Origin of the sequence: Streptomyces flaveolus (assembly GCF_000716535.1) — a bacterium.
GTDB classification, from domain to species: Bacteria; Actinomycetota; Actinomycetes; order Streptomycetales; family Streptomycetaceae; genus Streptomyces; species Streptomyces flaveolus_A.
In genome coordinates, this window is record NZ_JNWV01000010.1 from 277,533 (window position 1) to 295,758 (window position 18,226).

17 protein-coding genes are annotated in these 18,226 nt (G+C 71.4%); 12 read left to right on the forward strand and 5 right to left on the reverse strand.

The window, feature by feature from the left end; genetic code table 11:
• The first annotated feature begins 146 nt into the window (after nucleotides 1-146).
• The 9 genes from OO52_RS13140 (at nucleotide 147) to pssA (ending at nucleotide 11,082) form a co-directional block, all read left to right on the forward strand.
• On the forward strand, nucleotides 147-1,958 hold the full coding sequence (locus OO52_RS13140; RefSeq protein ID WP_030643656.1) for a 3-hydroxyacyl-CoA dehydrogenase family protein: 1,812 nt from the start codon (nucleotides 147-149) through the stop codon (nucleotides 1,956-1,958).
• A gap of 160 nt (nucleotides 1,959-2,118) precedes the next feature.
• On the forward strand, nucleotides 2,119-2,937 hold the full coding sequence (locus OO52_RS13145) for a TetR family transcriptional regulator (protein WP_196943648.1): 819 nt from the start codon (nucleotides 2,119-2,121) through the stop codon (nucleotides 2,935-2,937).
• 394 nt (nucleotides 2,938-3,331) lie between these two features.
• Entirely contained in the window at nucleotides 3,332-4,669 is a 1,338-nt protein-coding gene (ccrA, locus tag OO52_RS13150; protein WP_030643660.1) for a crotonyl-CoA carboxylase/reductase, read from the forward strand.
• Between the two features lie 17 nt (nucleotides 4,670-4,686).
• Entirely contained in the window at nucleotides 4,687-6,726 is a 2,040-nt protein-coding gene (locus OO52_RS13155) for a protein meaA (RefSeq protein ID WP_030643662.1), read from the forward strand.
• Nucleotides 6,723-7,688, forward strand: a complete 966-nt coding sequence (locus tag OO52_RS13160) for an HpcH/HpaI aldolase/citrate lyase family protein (RefSeq protein ID WP_030643664.1) — start codon at nucleotides 6,723-6,725, stop codon at nucleotides 7,686-7,688. The genes OO52_RS13155 and OO52_RS13160 overlap by 4 nt, the downstream gene beginning before the upstream one ends.
• A gap of 5 nt (nucleotides 7,689-7,693) precedes the next feature.
• Nucleotides 7,694-8,206, forward strand: a complete 513-nt coding sequence (locus OO52_RS13165) for a MaoC family dehydratase (protein ID WP_030643666.1) — start codon at nucleotides 7,694-7,696, stop codon at nucleotides 8,204-8,206.
• 2 nt (nucleotides 8,207-8,208) lie between these two features.
• Nucleotides 8,209-9,414, forward strand: coding sequence for an acyl-CoA dehydrogenase family protein (locus OO52_RS13170; RefSeq protein WP_030643668.1), 1,206 nt, complete (start codon nucleotides 8,209-8,211; stop codon nucleotides 9,412-9,414).
• A gap of 170 nt (nucleotides 9,415-9,584) precedes the next feature.
• Nucleotides 9,585-10,241: a phosphatidylserine decarboxylase gene (locus tag OO52_RS13175; RefSeq protein ID WP_078629677.1), complete on the forward strand. Its 657-nt coding sequence runs from the start codon at nucleotides 9,585-9,587 to the stop codon at nucleotides 10,239-10,241.
• Between the two features lie 22 nt (nucleotides 10,242-10,263).
• A complete protein-coding gene (pssA, locus tag OO52_RS13180; protein WP_014675980.1) occupies nucleotides 10,264-11,082 on the forward strand; it encodes a CDP-diacylglycerol--serine O-phosphatidyltransferase in 819 nt (272 codons plus the stop codon).
• Nucleotides 11,083-11,170: 88 nt separating this feature from the next.
• On the opposite strand, the gene OO52_RS13185 is transcribed toward pssA, so the two are convergent.
• Nucleotides 11,171-12,316: a glycerate kinase gene (locus OO52_RS13185; protein ID WP_030643672.1), complete on the reverse strand. Its 1,146-nt coding sequence runs from the start codon at nucleotides 12,314-12,316 to the stop codon at nucleotides 11,171-11,173.
• A gap of 165 nt (nucleotides 12,317-12,481) precedes the next feature.
• Between OO52_RS13185 and OO52_RS13190 the strand changes: the two genes are divergently transcribed.
• Nucleotides 12,482-13,555, forward strand: coding sequence for an ADP-ribosylglycohydrolase family protein (locus tag OO52_RS13190; RefSeq protein ID WP_030643675.1), 1,074 nt, complete (start codon nucleotides 12,482-12,484; stop codon nucleotides 13,553-13,555).
• A 28-nt stretch (nucleotides 13,556-13,583) separates the two neighbouring features.
• A complete protein-coding gene (locus OO52_RS13195; protein ID WP_030643677.1) occupies nucleotides 13,584-14,078 on the forward strand; it encodes an NUDIX domain-containing protein in 495 nt (164 codons plus the stop codon).
• A gap of 23 nt (nucleotides 14,079-14,101) precedes the next feature.
• On the opposite strand, the gene OO52_RS13200 is transcribed toward OO52_RS13195, so the two are convergent.
• The gene (locus OO52_RS13200; protein WP_030643681.1) at nucleotides 14,102-14,302 is read right to left on the reverse strand and encodes a type II toxin-antitoxin system VapB family antitoxin; all 201 of its coding nucleotides are present in this window, start codon (nucleotides 14,300-14,302) and stop codon (nucleotides 14,102-14,104) included.
• 106 nt (nucleotides 14,303-14,408) lie between these two features.
• Here OO52_RS13200 and OO52_RS13205 point away from each other — a divergent pair, with 106 nt between their 5' ends.
• The gene (locus OO52_RS13205; protein WP_030643683.1) at nucleotides 14,409-15,134 is read left to right on the forward strand and encodes an SIR2 family NAD-dependent protein deacylase; all 726 of its coding nucleotides are present in this window, start codon (nucleotides 14,409-14,411) and stop codon (nucleotides 15,132-15,134) included.
• Nucleotides 15,135-15,161: 27 nt separating this feature from the next.
• Here OO52_RS13205 and OO52_RS13210 read toward each other — a convergent pair whose 3' ends face one another.
• The 3 genes from OO52_RS13210 to OO52_RS13220 form a co-directional block, all read right to left on the reverse strand.
• Entirely contained in the window at nucleotides 15,162-15,653 is a 492-nt protein-coding gene (locus OO52_RS13210; RefSeq protein WP_030643685.1) for a methylated-DNA--[protein]-cysteine S-methyltransferase, read from the reverse strand.
• A gap of 9 nt (nucleotides 15,654-15,662) precedes the next feature.
• Nucleotides 15,663-17,141, reverse strand: coding sequence for an AlkA N-terminal domain-containing protein (locus tag OO52_RS13215; protein ID WP_280923194.1), 1,479 nt, complete (start codon nucleotides 17,139-17,141; stop codon nucleotides 15,663-15,665).
• 88 nt (nucleotides 17,142-17,229) lie between these two features.
• A complete protein-coding gene (locus OO52_RS13220) occupies nucleotides 17,230-18,102 on the reverse strand; it encodes a methylenetetrahydrofolate reductase (protein WP_030643689.1) in 873 nt (290 codons plus the stop codon).
• Nucleotides 18,103-18,226 lie beyond the last annotated feature (124 nt).

Here is an 18,226-nt window from a genome sequence, read left to right on the forward strand (position 1 = left end):
TCCCGGGCGTGTGCACGCCCGTGGCACCGGCACCCCGGGCGTGTGCGCTCGCAGCCCGGCAACACCCGCACCCTCTCGCCCCGTGGTGCGCCCTCCGGCGCCCCCGGCGCGCTCCTCGTCGTCACCCTCATTCCTGGAGTCCCGCGATGGCCACTCCCCTGTCCGACTCAGCTCTGTCCCCGTCCCCGCTCAAGACGATCGCCGTCGTCGGCCTCGGCACCATGGGCACCGGCATCGCCGAGGTCCTCGCGAAGGCCGGCCGCGAGGTGATCGGCATCGACATCAGCGAGGCGCGGACCGCGCAGGCGCTCGCCACCCTGGAGGCCGCCACCGCCCGTGCCGTGGCGCGCGGCCGGCTCACCGAGGAGGAGCGCGCCCGGGCGCTGGCCCGGGTCCGCACCGCCACCGACCTCACCGCGGCGGCCGACGCCGACCTCGTCATCGAGGTGGCCCCGGAGTCGTACGAGATCAAGCGGCAGATCCTCCGCGAGCTGGACGGCATCGTCCGTCCGGAGACGATCCTGGCGACCGGCACCAACGCGCTGTCGGTGACCCGGCTGGCGGCCGACTCGGCCCGTCCCGAGCGCGTGCTCGGCCTGCACTTCTTCAACCCGGCGCCGGCGATGCGGCTGGTCGAGGTCGTCTCCTCGGTGCTGACCGCGCCGCAGGCCGTGGGCGCCGTCACCGACCTCGCGATCGAGCTGGGCAAGGAGCCGGTCGCGGTCGGCGACCGCCCCGGCTTCGTCGCGGACGGACTGCTCTTCGGCTACCTCAACCAGGCCGCCGCCATGTACGAGGCCAAGTACGCCTCCCGGGAGGACATCGACGCCGCCATGCGGCTCGGCTGCGGCCTGCCCATGGGCCCGCTCGCCCTGCTGGACCTGATCGGCATCGACACCGCGCGGACGGTCCTGGAGGCCATGTACGCCGAGTCCCGGGACCGGCTGCACGCCCCCGCCCCGATCCTCAAGCAGCTCAGCGAGGCCGGCCTGACCGGCCGCAAGTCGGGGCGCGGCTTCTACACCTACGAGGCGCCGGGCAGCGGGACGGTCGTGCCGGACGTGCTGACCCCGGCGACGGGCGGCTCGGCGGCCGCGGGCCGCGAGGTGCGCTCGGTGGGCGTCGCCGGCTCCGGCACCATGGCCTCCGGCATCGCCGAGGTGTTCGCCAAGGCGGGCTACGACGTCGTCCTGGCCGCCCGCAGCGAGGAGAAGGCGCAGGCCGCCAAGGCCCGTATCGGCAAGTCGCTCTCCCGCTCCGTCGACAAGGGCCGGCTGACCGCGGAGGCCGCGGCCCTGATCCTGGACCGGATCACGCCGGCCGGCTCCTACGACGCCTTCGCCGAGGTCGACCTGGCGGTGGAGGCGATCGCCGAGGACCTGGAGATCAAGCGGCAGCTCTTCGCCACGCTGGACAAGGTGTGCAAGCCGGGCGCGGTCCTGGCCACCACCACCTCGTCGCTGCCCGTCGTCGCCTGCGCCCGCGCCACCTCACGCCCGCAGGACGTGATCGGGATGCACTTCTTCAACCCCGCACCGGCGATGAAGCTGGTCGAGGTCGTGCGGACGGTGCTGACGGCGGACGACGTCCACGCCACCGTGCGCGAGGTCTGCGCGAAGATCAAGAAGCACGCGGTGGACTGCGGCGACCGCGCCGGTTTCATCGTGAACGCGCTGCTGTTCCCGTACCTCAACAACGCGATCAAGATGGTGCAGGAGCACTACGCGTCCCTCGACGACATCGACGCGGCGATGAAGCTGGGCGGCGGCTACCCGATGGGCCCCTTCGAACTGCTGGACGTGGTCGGGCTGGACGTCTCGCTGGCCATCGAGAAGGTGCTGCACCGCGAGTTCCGCGACCCCGGTCTGGCCCCGGCGCCCCTGCTGGAGCACCTGGTGGCCGCGGGCTGCCTCGGCCGCAAGACCGGCCGCGGCTTCCGCGAGTATGCCCGCCGCTGACGGCGTCGGCGACTGGTTCCGGACGGAGGCGGACTGGGGCGGACTGCTCGACCCGGGCGGCTCTCCCCCGTCCGCCCGGTCCGGCTCTCCCCCGCCCTCCGGGGGCGGGGGACACCCCGGACCTGCGCATCGAGCTGCGCACATGCAGTACGTTCGGGTCATGTCCCAGCCCGCCAAGTCCTCCCGTACACCAGCTACGCCCGACGCGCCGGAAAGTGCCGCAGGCAGTCGCGCCGCCGCCCAGCGGCTCAAGATGCGCCGAGAACTGGCGGCAGCAGCCATGGAGCTGTTCGCGACCAAGGGGTACGAGGCCACCACCGTCGACGAGATCGCCGCCGCCGCCGGCGTCGCCCGGCGCACCTTCTTCCGCCACTTCCGTTCCAAGGAAGAGGCGATCTTCCCGGACCACGACGACACGCTGATCCGCGCGGAGGCGGTCCTCAACGCCGCGCCCGCGCACGAGCACCCGCTCGACACCGTGTGCCGGGGCATCAAGGAGGTCATGAAGATGTACGCGGCGCGGCCGGAGATCTCGGTCGCCCGCTACAAGCTCACCCGCGAGGTGCCCACCCTTCGTGAGGCCGAGATCGCCTCGGTGGCCCGGTACGAGCGCCTGTTCACGCGGTATCTGCTCGGCCATTTCGACGAGCACGCGCACGCCGACGACGCCAACGACGATCCGCTGCTGGCCGAGGTCGCCGCCTCCGCCGTGGTCACCGCCCACAACCACGTCCTCAGGCGCTGGCTGCGGGCGGGCGGCCAGGGGGACGTGGAGGCACAGCTCGACCACGCCTTCGCGATCGTGCGCAAGACCTTCGGCACGGGGATCGGGGCCGGCCGCGACACGGCCTCCCGGCCGGCCGCCTCCGCGCCGGTGGCAGCCTCCGCCGAGGGCGAGGTGCTGGTGACCGTCGCACGCACCGACGCACCCCTGGAAGAGGTCATGCGCACCATCGAACAAGCCCTGAAGGAGCGCTGACCCGCCCTTCCCCCTGTGACAACGGCCACCCTCCGGGTGGCCGTTTTTGCATGTCAGCGCCCTTTTTGACCCGCCGGCACAGGCCCGTTCGATCGATCATCGCTCATCTGTCAAGTAAAGATTTCATTTGAGAGGAAGTTCTGGCACTCAGTGCCTTGCGGGGTGACACGCGGTGTCATACGTTGAAGGTGTCCGGGCTGTCCCCGCAGACCATCACCTGCGCGCCCGAACGCCTGCGTCACAGGCAACCTCCCGCGCCACAACGCGCTGCCGAAGCACCACCGAGCCGGACCGACGGCACACCCTCACCACCCTCAGCAGCACTGACAGCACCGACGAACCCTTAGGCGCCCCTCCCTCAGGGCGCTCACCCGCCGGAGGCAACACCGTGACCGTGAAGGACATCCTGGACGCGATCCAGTCGAAGGACGCCACGTCCGCCGACTTCGCCGCCCTGCAGCTCCCCGACTCGTACCGCGCGATCACCGTCCACAAGGACGAGACGGAGATGTTCGCGGGCCTGGAGACCCGCGACAAGGACCCGCGCAAGTCGATCCACCTGGACGAGGTCCCCGTGCCCGAGCTGGGCCCGGGCGAGGCCCTGGTGGCCGTCATGGCCTCCTCGGTGAACTACAACTCGGTGTGGACCTCGATCTTCGAGCCGGTGCCGACGTTCGCCTTCCTGGAGCGCTACGGCAAGCTGTCGCCGCTGACCAAGCGACACGACCTGCCGTACCACATCATCGGCTCCGACCTCGCGGGCGTCGTCCTGCGCACCGGCCCCGGCGTCAACGCCTGGCAGCCCGGTGACGAGGTCGTCGCGCACTGCCTGAGCGTCGAGCTGGAGTCGCCCGACGGCCACGACGACACCATGCTCGACCCCGAGCAGCGCATCTGGGGCTTCGAGACCAACTTCGGCGGCCTCGCGGAGATCGCGCTGGTCAAGACGAACCAGCTGATGCCGAAGCCGAAGCACCTCACCTGGGAGGAGGCCGCGGCCCCGGGCCTGGTGAACTCCACCGCCTACCGCCAGCTGGTCTCCCGCAACGGTGCCGCCATGAAGCAGGGCGACAACGTCCTGATCTGGGGCGCGAGCGGCGGGCTCGGCTCGTACGCCACGCAGTTCGCGCTCGCGGGCGGCGCCAACCCGATCTGTGTCGTCTCCTCGCCCCAGAAGGCGGAGATCTGCCGCTCGATGGGCGCCGAGGCGATCATCGACCGCAACGCCGAGGGCTACAAGTTCTGGAAGGACGAGCACACCCAGGACCCCAAGGAGTGGAAGCGCTTCGGCAAGCGCATCCGCGAACTCACCGGCGGTGAGGACATCGACATCGTCTTCGAGCACCCCGGCCGCGAGACCTTCGGCGCCTCCGTCTACGTCACCCGCAAGGGCGGCACCATCACCACCTGCGCGTCGACCTCGGGCTACATGCACGAGTACGACAACCGGTACCTGTGGATGTCCCTGAAGCGGATCATCGGCTCGCACTTCGCCAACTACCGCGAGGCGTACGAGGCCAACCGCCTGATCGCCAAGGGCAAGATCCACCCCACGCTGTCGAAGACGTACTCCCTGGAGGAGACCGGCCAGGCGGCCTACGACGTCCACCGCAACCTGCACCAGGGCAAGGTCGGCGTCCTGTGCCTCGCCCCCGAGCAGGGCCTGGGCGTGCGCGACGAGGAGATGCGCGCGAAGCACATCGACGCCATCAACCGCTTCCGGAACGTCTGAGAGCCGGGAGGTCATAGATGACAGAGCGTCAGGCGCAAAAGGAAAGGGACCGGCCGTGGCTCATGCGGACCTACGCCGGTCACTCCACGGCGGAGGCCTCCAACGAGCTGTACCGGCGCAACCTCGCCAAGGGCCAGACCGGTCTGTCGGTGGCGTTCGACCTGCCGACGCAGACCGGCTACGACCCCGACCACATCCTCGCGCGCGGCGAGGTCGGCCGGGTGGGCGTGCCCGTCGCGCACCTCGGTGACATGCGCCGGCTGTTCCAGGACATCCCCCTGGAGCAGATGAACACCTCGATGACGATCAACGCCACCGCCATGTGGCTGCTGGCGCTCTACCAGGTCGTCGCGGAGGAGCAGGGCGCGGACATCACCAAGCTCCAGGGCACGACCCAGAACGACATCGTCAAGGAGTACCTGTCCCGCGGGACGCACGTCTTCCCGCCGGAACCCTCGCTCCGCCTGACGACGGACATGATCGCGTACACGGTCTCCCACATCCCGAAGTGGAACCCGATCAACATCTGCAGCTACCACCTGCAGGAGGCCGGGGCCACGCCGGTGCAGGAGATCGCGTACGCGATGTCCACCGCCATCGCCGTCCTCGACGCCGTGCGCGACTCCGGCCAGGTGCCGCAGGAGCGCATGGGGGACGTCGTCGCCCGCATCTCCTTCTTCGTGAACGCGGGCGTCCGCTTCATCGAGGAGATGTGCAAGATGCGGGCGTTCGGCCGCATCTGGGACAAGGTCACCCGTGAGCGGTACGGCATCGAGAACCCCAAGCAGCGCCGGTTCCGGTACGGCGTCCAGGTCAACTCGCTCGGCCTGACCGAGGCGCAGCCGGAGAACAACGTCCAGCGGATCGTGCTGGAGATGCTGGCGGTCACCCTCTCCAAGGACGCACGCGCGCGTGCCGTGCAGCTGCCCGCCTGGAACGAGGCGCTGGGCCTGCCCCGGCCCTGGGACCAGCAGTGGAGCCTGCGCATCCAGCAGGTGCTCGCCTACGAGAGCGACCTGCTGGAGTACGACGACATCTTCGAGGGCTCGAAGGTGATCGAGGCGAAGGTGGACCAGCTGGTCGAGGACACCCTCGCGGAGATCGACCGCATCCAGGAGATGGGGGGCGCGCTGGCCGCCGTGGAGTCCGGCTACCTCAAGTCGCAGCTGGTCGCCTCGCACGCCGAGCGCCGGGCCCGGATCGAGTCCGGCGAGGAGAAGATCGTCGGCGTCAACATCTTCGAGGGCACCGAGCCGAACCCGCTGACGGCCGATCTGGACACCGCCATCATGACGGTCGACCCGGCGGTCGAGGCCCGCGTCATCGACTCGCTCCAGCGCTGGCGGGACACCCGCTACCAGCCGCCCTTCAACCACCCGCGCCCCTGCAAGGCGCTGGAGCGGCTGAAGGAGGCCGCCAAGGGCACCGACAACCTGATGGAGGCCACGCTGGAGTGCGCCCGCGCCGGGGTCACCACGGGCGAGTGGGCGGGCGCCCTGCGCGAGGTGTTCGGCGAGTACCGGGCACCCACCGGGGTCTCCTCCGCACCGGTGGCCGTCGCCGCCGAGGCCGGCTCGGCGCTCGCCGAGGTGCGCGCCAAGGCGGACGCCACCGCCCGCGAGCTGGGCGTCGGCAAACTGCGCTTCCTGGTCGGCAAGCCGGGCCTGGACGGGCACTCCAACGGCGCCGAGCAGATCGCCGTCCGCGCGCGGGACGCCGGCTTCGAGGTGGTGTACCAGGGCATCCGGCTGACGCCCGAGCAGATAGTGGACGCGGCCCTGGCCGAGGACGTCCACGCCGTGGGCCTGTCGATCCTGTCCGGCTCGCACGCCCAACTGGTCCCCGATGTGCTCCAGCGGCTGCGTGTGGCCGGTGCCACAGATATACCGGTGATCGCCGGTGGCATCATCCCCAACGGTGACGCCGACCAGCTGAGGGAAGCCGGAGTGGCCGCCGTCTTCACCCCGAAGGACTTCGACATCACCGGGATCATCGGCCGCATCGTCGACGAGATCCGGAAAGCGAACAAGCTCGACCCCCTGGAGGTCCCCGCATGACCACGCCTGTCAACCGCCTTCGCCCGCGGCGCTCCTGCCTGGCCGTGCCGGGCTCGAACCCGCGCTTCCTGGAGAAGGCGCAGGGCCTCCCCGCGGACCAGGTCTTCCTGGACCTGGAGGACGCGTGCGCGCCGCTCGCCAAGCCCGAGGCGCGGCACACCATCGTCAAGTTCCTCAACGAGGGCGACTGGACGGGCAAGACGCGCGTGGTCCGGGTCAACGACTGGACGACCGAATGGACGTACCGGGACGTCGTCACGGTGGTGGAGGGCGCGGGCCCGAACCTGGACTGCATCATGCTGCCGAAGGTGCAGAACGCCCAGCAGGTCGTCGCCCTGGACCTGCTGCTGACGCAGATCGAGAAGACGATGGGCTTCGAGGTCGGCCGGATCGGCATCGAGGCCCAGATCGAGAACGCGCAGGGCCTGAACAACGTCAACGAGATCGCGCAGGCCTCCCCGCGCATCGAGACGATCATCTTCGGCCCGGCCGACTTCATGGCCTCCATCAACATGAAGTCCCTGGTCGTGGGCGAGCAGCCGCCCGGCTACCCGGCGGACGCCTACCACTACATCCTGATGAAGATCCTGATGGCCGCCCGCGCCAACGACCTCCAGGCCATCGACGGCCCCTACCTGCAGATCCGCAACGTCGACGGCTTCCGCGAGGTCGCCGGCCGCGCCGCCGCGCTGGGCTTCGACGGCAAGTGGGTGCTGCACCCGGGCCAGGTCGACGCCGCCAACGAGGTCTTCTCGCCGTCGCAGGAGGACTACGACCACGCCGAGCTGATCCTGGACGCGTACGACTACTACACGTCCGAGGCCGGCGGAAAGAAGGGTTCCGCGATGCTCGGCGACGAGATGATCGACGAGGCCAGCCGCAAGATGGCGCTGGTCATCGCGGGCAAGGGCCGCGCCGCCGGCATGCAGCGCACCAGCACGTTCGAGATCCCGGAGGCGTGACGGCGATGCAGTTCGGACGCACGTACGAGGAGTTCGAGGTCGGGGCGACGTACAAGCACTGGCCGGGCAAGACGGTCACGGAGTACGACGACCACCTGTTCTGTCTCCTCACCATGAACCACCACCCGCTCCACATGGACACCAACTACGCGGAGAAGACGACGGACTTCGGCAAGAACGTCGTCGTCGGGAACTACATCTACTCCCTGCTGCTCGGCATGTCCGTCCCGGACATCTCCGGCAAGGCGATCGCCAACCTGGAGATCGAGTCGCTGAAGCACGTGGCGCCGACGTTCCACGGCGACACGATCTACGGCGAGACGACCGTGCTCGACAAGTGGCCGTCGAAGTCGAAGAACGACCGCGGGATCGTCTACGTCGAGACCAAGGGCTACAAGCAGGACGGCACCCTGGTGTGCGTCTTCCGCCGCAAGGTGATGGTGCCCACCGAGACGTACATCAAGGAGCGCGGCGGCGAGCAGCCGGGCCGCCCCGAGCTCAAGGAGCAGGAGAAGTAGCCATGGCCCGTCTCGCCCAGACCGCCGGTCTGACCGACGTCCAGCAGGAGATCCTCTCCACCGTCCGGGACTTTGTCGACAAAGAGATCATTCCGGTCGCGACCGAGCTGGAGCACCGCGACGAGTACCCGCAACAGATCGTCGACGGCCTGAGGGAGCTCGGGCTCTTCGGCCTGATGATCCCCGAGGAGTACGGCGGCCTGGGCGAGTCGCTGCTCACCTACGCGCTGTGCGTGGAGGAGATCGCCCGCGGCTGGATGTCGGTGTCCGGCATCATCAACACGCACTTCATCGTCGCGTACATGCTCAAGCAGCACGGCACGCAGGAGCAGAAGGACCACTTCCTGCCGAGGATGGCGGCCGGCGACATCCGGGGCGCCTTCTCGATGTCGGAGCCCGGCCTGGGCTCGGACGTGTCGGCGATCACGTCGAAGGCGGTCAGGGACGGCGACGAGTACGTCCTGAACGGCCAGAAGATGTGGCTGACGAACGGCGGCACGTCGTCGCTCGTGGCCGTTCTGGTCCGGAGTGACGAAGGACACCCCGAGGGCACCGCGCCGCACAAGTCGATGACGACCTTCCTGATCGAGAAGGAGCCGGGCTTCGGCGAGGTCCGCCCGGGCCTCACCATCCCCGGCAAGATCGACAAAATGGGCTACAAGGGCGTCGACACGACCGAGCTGATCATGGACGGGCTGCGCGTTCCGGCCGATCGGGTGCTCGGCGGCGTCACCGGCCGAGGTTTTTACCAAATGATGGACGGCGTGGAGGTCGGCCGGGTCAACGTGGCGGCGCGTGGCTGCGGCGTCGCCCAGCGCGCCTTCGAGCTGGGGGTCCGGTACGCCCAGCAGCGGCACACGTTCGGCAAGCCGATCGCCCAGCACCAGGCCATCCAGTTCAAGCTGGCGGAGATGGCGACCAAGGTCGAGGCCGCCCATGCGATGATGGTCAACGCGGCACGCAAAAAGGATTCCGGGGAACGAAACGACCTCGAAGCGGGGATGGCGAAGTACCTCGCCTCCGAGTACTGCAAGGAGGTCGTGGAGGATGCCTTCCGGATCCACGGCGGCTACGGCTTCTCCAAGGAGTACGAGATCGAGCGCCTCTACCGCGAGGCCCCGATGCTGCTCATCGGTGAAGGTACCGCCGAGATCCAGAAAATGATCATCGGGCGCAGGCTGCTCGAAGAGTATCGATTCCAGGGCTGATTGTCCGGGTACGGGGTGTTTTCTTCGAGAAGAAGATCACACCCCGTAGACACTCTTCGGCCGCCGACTCGGCTTCCTGGCTTGCCCAGTTGTGGCCCGCGACCGGTACGATCCCGGGAAAGCCGCCGTCCCCCGTCAGAGCGCGGCATCATCCGCTACGAAGGTCATCCATGCCCCACAGCCAAACCTCTGCACCTCGCGACAGCCGAGCCGGCGTACGCCTCGCGCGCGGAGCATCGCCGTGGCTTCTCCCGACCGTCGCCACCGCAGCCCTCAGCCTGGCCCGCGCTCGCCGCTCGGGCGTAGCCAAGGCCGTCGCCGTGCCCGCCACCGCGCTCGCGGCGGGCATGCTGTGGTTCTTCCGCGACCCCGAGCGCGAGATCGCCCCGGGCCGGGTCATCTCGCCCGCCGACGGTGTGGTGCAGAGCATCATGCCGTGGAAGGACGGGCGTACCCGCGTCGCCATCTTCATGAGCCCGCTCAACGTCCACGTCAACCGCGCGCCCCTCGCGGGCACCGTGACGTCCGTCGAGCACATCCCCGGCGGCTTTGTTCCGGCTTTCAACAAGGAGAGCGAGAACAACGAGCGCGTAGTCTGGCATTTCGACACCGAACTCGGCGACATCGAGATGATCCAGATCGCCGGCGCGGTGGCCCGCCGCATCGTTCCCTACATCCCCCAGGGCACGAAGGTCGAGCAGGGCGACCGTATCGGTCTGATCCGCTTCGGCTCGCGTGTCGACCTCTACCTGCCCGAGGGTGTGGAGGTCGCGGTCGAGGTCGGCCAGAAGACCGTGGCTGGGGTGACTCGCATTGACCGTGATTGATCCGGAGACCCAGGCGGGCTGGGTGCCCGAGGCCGACGAGGTGGACGACGAGGAGGAGATGCCCCTCTCTCTCCGCCTGTCGATAGCGGACACCCTCACGCTGGGCAACGCCACGTGCGGGTTCATGGCGGTGTACTTCACCACCACCGGCATCCTGATCCCGCACCTCACCGGCAGCCAGGAGTCCGGCATGGCCCGCCACAGCGCGGCCACGGCGGTCATCCTGATGCTCTGCGCGGCGGTCTTCGACCTGTTCGACGGACTGGTGGCCCGCAAGCTGCGCTCGTCGCCGATGGGCGCGGAGCTGGACAACCTGTCCGACCTGATCAGCTTCGGACTGGCCCCCGCGTACTTCGTCCTCGTCTACGGCATGGTCGCGGACGACGCGCACCAGCGGGTGGCGGCGGTGGGCGCGATCGTGGTGCTGCTGGCCGTGGTGCTCAGACTGGCCCGCTTCAGCTGCGTGACCATGAAGGACGGCATGTTCCAGGGCATGCCCTCGCCGTTCGGCGCGCTGACGGTCGTCTCGATCGTGCTGCTGGAGCTGCCGTTCGTGGCGACGCTGCTGGCGATCCTCGGGACCGCGTGGCTGATGGTGAGCCGGGTGGAGTACCCGAAGCCGCGGGGACGCCTCGCGGGCGCGATGCTCTCCTGGATCGTGCTGTCCATGGGGCTGCTGGCGGCGTGGGCCTTCGACGCGCCCAGCGGGCAGCTGCTCCTGCAGACGGGCTGCGCGCTGCAGCTGGTGATGGGCGCGGTGATTCCGCTGTTCGCCACGGCGCGGCGGGTGAACAACTTCCGCGACAACCGGCGTGAGGCTCGGGCGGCGCAGTTGCCGTAGCGGCGCGGACAGGTGTACGACGAGGGGCCCCTACCCGGGTTGGGTGGGGGCCCCTCGCTTGTGCCCGCGCACTCTGGGGGCGGAGCCCTCAGTGGCCTCGGCTCAGGTGGTCCTCGGCCAGCCGCGCGGCGACCCGCTCCAGGATGGGGCCCGCGTCCGCGATGCACTTGGCGACGTCCGGCTCGACGGAGGTCAGGGGGTAGGCCTGGGAGATCCCGGCCCGGAGCAGCGCCTCCGTCGGCAGAGCGAGCCGGCCGCACACCGCCACGACCTCCTTGCCCGCCGCGCGCGCCGCCGCAGCCACTCCCGCCGGCGCCTTGCCGTGCAGCGTCTGCTCGTCCAGCGACCCCTCCCCGGTGATCACCAGCGAGGCCCGCCGCAGCGCGGGCGCGAAGCCCAGCACGTCCAGCATGACCTCGATGCCGGGGCGGAAGCGGGCGCCCAGGAGCAGGGCGCCGTAGCCGATGCCGCCGGCCGCGCCCGCCCCCGGCGCCGCCGCGTACTCGGCGGCCCGCGGACCGGCCTCCGCCTCCAGCACCTTCGCGAAGTGGCCCAGCGCGGCGTCCAGCGTCTCCACGTCCTTGGGGGAGGCCCCCTTCTGCGGGCCGTACACCGCCGGCGCGCCCTTCGGCCCGGTCAACGGGTTGTCGACGTCGCTGGCCAGCACCAGCTCGACCGAGGACAGCCGCGGGTCGAGGCCGGACAGGTCCGCCCGGGCGAGGCCGGCGAGTCCGCCGCCGCCCGGGGACACCGGTTCCCCCTCCTCGGTCAGGAACCGCGCGCCCAGCGCGGACAGCATGCCGGCGCCGCCGTCCGTCGTGGCGCTGCCGCCGACGCCGAACACGATCGTCCGCGCGCCCGCGTCCAGCGCCGCGCGCAGCAGCTCCCCGGAGCCGTACGTCGAGGCGGTCAGCGGCGCGAAGACCCCGGCCGGCAGCCGCTGCAAGCCGCTCGCCTCGGCCATCTCCACCACCGCGGTGCCGTCGCGCAGCGCGAACGCGGCCGTGACCTCCTGCCCGAGCGGCCCGGCGACCCGCACCTCCCGGCGCTCGAAGCCGGCCGCGACCGCCGCGTCCACGGTCCCGTCGCCGCCGTCGGCCACGGGCAGCGCCTCGACCCGAAGGTCCGGCACGACCCGGCGCAGCCCGGCCGTCACCCGCTCGGCGACCTGCACGGCCGTCAGCGAGCCCTTGAACTTGTCCGCGGCGATGAGCACCCGACGGGTCTCGTTCACTGCAGCGTCCGCCACCTTGTCTTCCCCTTGCTCTCCGGGCCCCGCGCACGTCAGGGCCAGTCGCGCCGCTGCGACCATAACCGCAGGACACCTCCGCCGTCATGCCCCGCCCGAACCCTGGGCAGCCGCTGGGAGCCGGCCGGGCAAAGTGGGTACACCCCTGCCATGAGCACCCAGCGCACCGGTCCGGACCTCGCCGACCGCGTCCACGGCGGCTGGCTCGGCCGGATCGCGGGCAACATGCTCGGCAAGCCGGTCGAGCAGGGCGAGGTGTGGACGCGCGAGCGCATCGACCGCTATCTGCGCCGGGCCGCGGCCCTGCCGCTGACCGACTACCTGCCCGAGCCGGCCGACGCGGACGAGGCCGCCGTGATGCGCCCGGAGTGGCGCAGCTGCGTACGCGGCCGGATCCACGGCAGCTGCCGGGACGACGACGTCGACTACGCGATCCTCGGCCTGCACCTGCTGGAGACCCACGGCTTCGGCTTCAGCACCGAGCAGGTCGGCGACCTGTGGCTGCTCAGGCTGCCGTACCTTCAGACGTTCACGGCGGAACGGGCCGCGTACCGGAATCTCGCGAACGGACTGAAACCGCCGCTGACGGCGACGTACGACAACCCGTACCAGGAGTGGATCGGCGCGTTGATCCGCGCCGACGTCTACGGCTGGACCTGTCCCGGCGACCCGGTCCGGGCCGCCGGGCTGGCCCGCCGGGACGCGGTGCTCTCGCACACCGGCAACGGCGTGTACGGCGCCATGTGGGCGGCCGCGCTGATCTCGGCGGCCTTCACCGCGCCGACCGTCCGGGACGCCCTGGACACCGCGCTGTCGGTCGTCCCGGAGAGCAGCCGCCTGGCCCGGACCGTACGACGGGTGGCGAGCCTGCACGAGGCGCGGCTGCCCTGGGAGGAGACCCTGGCCACGGTGTCCGCGGAGACCGCCGGGCTCGGCTGGATCCACACCATCCCGAACGTCGCCGTCCTCACCGCCGGACTGCTGTACGGCGACGGCGACTTCACCCGGACCGTCGCCCTGACCGTGCGCGGCGGCCTGGACACCGACTCCAACGGGGCGACGGCCGGGTCCGTGCTCGGGGTCCTCACCGGGGCGGAGGCCATTCCGGCGCGCTGGCGGGACCCGCTGGAGGACACGGTGCGCAGCGCGGTGTTCGGCTTCGACGGCGTACGGATCAGCGCGCTGGCCGAACGCACCCTGCGCCTGGCGGCGAGCGGGACGTAGCCGGCGGCCGGCTGGTTACCCTTCCTCAATGACCACGACCCAGGATTTCGCCGCCTACATCGCGAGCCTGCCCCGCGTCCTCGCCGGGGCCGCCGCCCTCTTCCGGGACGCCGGGGGGCGGGTGCTGCTCGTCGAACCCAACTACCGTGACGGCTGGGCCCTTCCGGGCGGGACCATCGAGTCCGACGACGGGGAGACACCGCGTCAGGGCGCCCGCCGGGAGACGCTGGAGGAGATCGGGCTCGACCGGGAACTCGGCCGGCTGCTGGCCGTGGACTGGGTGCACGGGGCGGGCCGGCCGCCGCTGGTGGCGTACCTGTACGACGGCGGTGTCCTGACCGAGGACGAGCTGAAGGCCATCCGCCTCCAGGAGGAGGAACTGCTCTCCTGGCGCCTGGTCGCCCCCGAGGACCTCACCGCCCATCTGCCCGGGGCTCTCGGCCGCCGTGTACTGGCCGCGCTGGACGTCCTCGCGGCCGGCTCGGGCACGGTGGAACTGGAGAACGGCCACCGGGTGGCCTGACCGCCGGACCCGCGTGTGACCGTTCAGCCCTCCGCGTCGCGCGGCTTGGTGTCCACCTCGCGCAGCGCGTCGTCCCGGGCGGCGACGCGGGCCTCCGTGCGGTGCCCGCGCTCGATGTAGTCGCGGACCACCAGTTCGACGGCGTCCTGCGGATTGCCCACCCCCGCGAGCACCATGACCTCCACGACGAGCTGGGCATCGAGCGAGACAGTCACCTTGGCCATGCGGGGACGCTAGCACCGGGGGCCGCGCCGCGGGACCGTCCTGCCGGACCCGCCCCAGCGGTTATCCGCTCGCGGCGGCCACGCCGCCCGCCCTACCCTCGATGCCATGGCCAAGCCTCTCGTCGCCCTGCTCAGCGGGGCCGGTATCTCCACCGACTCCGGCATTCCGGACTACCGCGGGCCGAACGGCCTCTGGCGGCGGGACCCGGAGGCCGAGAAGCTCGTGACGTACGTGTACTACATGACGGACCCGGAGATCCGGCGGCGGTCCTGGCAGATGCGCCGCGAGAACCAGACGCTCCAGGCCGAGCCGAACGCGGCCCACCGCGCCGTCGCCGAGCTGGAGAAGTCCGGCGTCCCGGTCCGGGTCATCACCCAGAACGTGGACGGCCTGCACCAGCTCGCCGGGATGCCCGCCCGCAAGGTGCTCGAACTCCACGGCAGCGCCCGGAGCGTGGTGTGCACCGGGTGCGGGGCCCGCGGACCGATGGAGGACGCCCTCGCCCGGGTGGAGGCCGGCGAGGAGGACCCGCCGTGCCTGGAGTGCGGCGGCATCCTGAAGACGGCCACGGTGATGTTCGGTGAACGGCTCGATCCGGTGGTCCTCGGGGAGGCCGTGGCCGTCACCAAGGCCTGCCAGGTGTTCATCGCCGTGGGCAGCAGCCTCCAGGTGCAGCCCGCGGCCGGTCTCGCCGGCGTGGCCGCCGACCACGGCGCACGCCTCGTCATCGTGAACGCCGAACCCACGCCGTACGACGACCTGGCCGACGAGATCGTCCGGGAGCCGATCGGCACCGCGCTGCCCGCACTCCTGCGCACCCTGAGCGACTGAGAGCGCCGCCCGGCGCCGGTCAGCGGGTCAGAACAGCGCGGTGCCCCGTTCGAAGTCCAGCAGGCGGCGTTTGCGGTCGAGGCCGCCGCCGTAGCCGGTGAGGCTGCCGTCGGAGCCGATCACGCGGTGGCAGGGGACGATGATGCCCACGGGATTGCGGCCGTTGGCGAGGCCGACGGCGCGGGAGGCCCGGGCGTTGCCGAGGGCGTCGGCCAGTTCGCCGTAGGTGCGGGTCTCGCCGTACGGGATGGCGGTCAGCTGCTGCCAGACGCTGCGCTGGAACGGGGTGCCGTGCAGGCCGAGCCGGACGGTGAACTCCTTTGTCTCGCCCGAGAAGTACGCCGTCAACTGCTCGGCCGTCTCCGCGAAGACGGGCAGGGTGTCGTCGCGCGGGCCGAACCTCTCCTCGCCGGGGCGGTGCCGCTGGCCCACCATGTACAGGCCGCACAGGCCGCCGTCGGCGTCGGCGACGAGGGTGAGCGGCCCGTACGGGCTGTCGATCACGGTGTGGTGGTTCATCGGAGTCCTTCAGGCCGGGAGGAAGTTGATCGGGTGGCTGTCCGTCGCCCACAGGTACTGCACCGCGTACGACCGCCAGGGCCGCCAGCTCTCCGCACGGGCGGTGAGCGCGGCCGGGGTGGCCGGCAGACCCAGCTCCTTCGCGGCACGCCGGATGCCGAGGTCGGTGGGGAGGAAGGCGTCGGGATCGCCGAGGGCGCGCATGGCGATGACGTCCACCGTCCAGGGCCCGAAGCCGGGCAGCGCGAGCAGCCGCGCCCGCGCCTGTGCCCAGTCGGCCTCCACGCCCAGGTGCAGGCCCCCGTCGGCGAGTTCACGGACGAGGGTGGTGAAGGTCGTGCGCCGGGTCCGGGGCATCGCCAGGGTCTCGGGGTCGACGGCGGCCAGCGCCTCGGGCGAGGGGAAGAGGTGCGTGAGGCCGCCTTCGGGGTCGTCCAGGGGCTTGCCGTGCGCGGTGACCAGGCGGGCCGCGTGGGTGCGGGCGGCGGCCGTGGAGACCTGCTGCCCGAGCACGGCCCGGACGGCGAACTCGGCCTCGTCGACCGTGCGCGGCACCCGGCGGCCCGGTGCCCGGTCGACCAGGGGCGCGAGGGCGGGGTCGGTGCGCAGATGGCCGTCGACCGCCACCGGGTCGGCGTCCAGGTCGAGCAGGCGGCGGCAGCGGCTGATGGCCACGGTCAGATCGCGCAGGTCGCTGAGGGTGAGGCGGCAGGCGATGTGGTCGGGGCGGGGTGCGAGCGCGGCGATGCCGTGGCCGTACGGCAGCCGCAGGGTGCGGCGGTAGGCGCCGTCGCGCCACTCCTCGACGCCGGGTACGGCGGTGGCGGCGAGGTGGCCGAAGAGGTTGGACGGGTTGAGCGGGGCACGGAACGGCAGCCGCAGGCTGACCACGCCGGGAGTGCCCGCGCCGCTCTTCGGCGCCCGGGCGCGCAACTCGCTCGGGGACAGGGCGAAGACCTCGCGGACGGTGTCGTTGAAGGCGCGGATGGAGGCGAAACCGGCCGCGAACGCGATCTCCGCCATCGGCAGGGCCGTGGTCTCGACGAGCAGCCGCGCGGTCTGGGCCCGCTGCGCGCGGGCGAGCGCGAGGGGCCCGGCGCCCAGCTCGGCGAGGAGCTGGCGCTCCACCTGCCGGGTGCTGTAGCCGAGCCGTGCGGCGAGTCCGGGCACGCCCTCGCGGTCCACGACCCCGTCGGCGATCAGCCGCATGGCACGGGCCACGAGGTCGGCGCGCGCGTTCCACTCCGGGGAGCCGGGGCTGGTGTCGGGGCGGCAGCGCTTGCAGGCCCGGAACCCGGCCTGCTGGCAGGCGGCGGCGCTCGGGTAGAACGTCATGTTCTCCGGCTTGGGCGGCACGACCGGGCAGCTCGGCCGGCAGTAGATCCGGGTGGTCAGGACGGCCGTGAAGAACCATCCGTCGAACCGCGCGTCCTTGGACCGCACGGCGCGCACGCAGTGCTCCCGGTCGATGTGCATCCCTGTCCGCATGCGTCCAGCATCGCCCACCGCGCACCCCGGTCGCTGGCGAAAATCCGACATCAACGTGGGCCTGGCCAGGGCTCCCGGCCGCCCCATCTCATGATCGAGCGGTCTGTCGCACCTCGTCCGACCGTTCGGATTCGTGGCGGAACCGGGTGATCCAGTCGGCGGTGGCCCGCAGGCCGCCGAACGTGTAGAAGTGCACCTTCACCGTGCCGTGCCGGGCCGGGTCGTACCGGTCGGCCAGTGCGGTGAGGAAGCGGTCCGGACCGGCCGTACCCATGAGGTTGGTCAGCGAGAAGCCGTACTTGCGGGCCACGGAGGCGCTGGTGCCGACGCCGAACCGGCCGGCGTAGCGCAGCAGCCGGCGCACCCCCGCCGGGCCGGGGACGCCGACGCGGACGGGCAGGTGCACGCCCCGCGCGCGGAGGGCCTCCAGCCAGGCGAGCACCGGATCGACGTCGAAGCCGAACTGGGTGATGACGTCCCCGGTGAACCGGCCGGCCCCGATGGCCGCCGCCTTGTCCGTGAGCGCCGACCACAGGGCCCGGTCGGCTATGCCGGGGTGACCCTCGGGGTAGCCGGCGATGCCGACGTGCCGGACGCCGTGGCGCCGCAGCAGCCCGGTGCGCAGGACGGCGAGGGCGTCCTCGTAGGGCCCCTCGGGCCGGGCCGGGTCGCCTCCGACGACGAACACGTTCCCGGCGGTGCCGTCGGCCGCCAGCCCGGCGAGGAACTCCTCCAGGGCGGGCCGGGAGGGCAGGCGGCGCGCGGAGATGTGCGGTACGGGGACGAAGCCGAGCCGTTTGACCGCGCGGGCAGCGGCCAGCCGCGTATGCGTGTCCTCACCGGCCAGGAACGTGATGTTGATCCGGGTACCGGACGGGACGCTGTCGCACGCCTCCTCCAGCCCGGGCACGTCCTTGCCGGTCATCTCCAGCGAGAAGTCGTCCAGCAGCGCGGGGTCCATCGTGTTCCTCGTACTCCTCGTGCTCCCCGTGCACCTCGTGCTGTGGCACGGCTCGCCCCGACCGCCACGGCTGCGGTCGGGACCCGGCCGATGATGTCACGTGGGGGTGGGGGTGGGGGTGGGG

Coding starts and splice junctions, on each gene's coding strand:
- OO52_RS13140 (WP_030643656.1), top strand. CDS start 147: ATGGCCACTCCCCTGTCCGACTCAGCTCTGTCCCCGTCCCCGCTCAAG.
- OO52_RS13145 (WP_196943648.1), top strand. CDS start 2,119: ATGTCCCAGCCCGCCAAGTCCTCCCGTACACCAGCTACGCCCGACGCG.
- OO52_RS13155 (WP_030643662.1), top strand. CDS start 4,687: ATGACAGAGCGTCAGGCGCAAAAGGAAAGGGACCGGCCGTGGCTCATG.
- OO52_RS13160 (WP_030643664.1), top strand. CDS start 6,723: ATGACCACGCCTGTCAACCGCCTTCGCCCGCGGCGCTCCTGCCTGGCC.
- OO52_RS13165 (WP_030643666.1), top strand. CDS start 7,694: ATGCAGTTCGGACGCACGTACGAGGAGTTCGAGGTCGGGGCGACGTAC.
- OO52_RS13170 (WP_030643668.1), top strand. CDS start 8,209: ATGGCCCGTCTCGCCCAGACCGCCGGTCTGACCGACGTCCAGCAGGAG.
- OO52_RS13175 (WP_078629677.1), top strand. CDS start 9,585: ATGCCCCACAGCCAAACCTCTGCACCTCGCGACAGCCGAGCCGGCGTA.
- OO52_RS13190 (WP_030643675.1), top strand. CDS start 12,482: ATGAGCACCCAGCGCACCGGTCCGGACCTCGCCGACCGCGTCCACGGC.
- OO52_RS13195 (WP_030643677.1), top strand. CDS start 13,584: ATGACCACGACCCAGGATTTCGCCGCCTACATCGCGAGCCTGCCCCGC.
- OO52_RS13200 (WP_030643681.1), bottom strand. CDS start 14,302: ATGGCCAAGGTGACTGTCTCGCTCGATGCCCAGCTCGTCGTGGAGGTC.
- OO52_RS13205 (WP_030643683.1), top strand. CDS start 14,409: ATGGCCAAGCCTCTCGTCGCCCTGCTCAGCGGGGCCGGTATCTCCACC.
- OO52_RS13210 (WP_030643685.1), bottom strand. CDS start 15,653: ATGAACCACCACACCGTGATCGACAGCCCGTACGGGCCGCTCACCCTC.
- OO52_RS13215 (WP_280923194.1), bottom strand. CDS start 17,141: ATGCGGACAGGGATGCACATCGACCGGGAGCACTGCGTGCGCGCCGTG.
- OO52_RS13220 (WP_030643689.1), bottom strand. CDS start 18,102: ATGGACCCCGCGCTGCTGGACGACTTCTCGCTGGAGATGACCGGCAAG.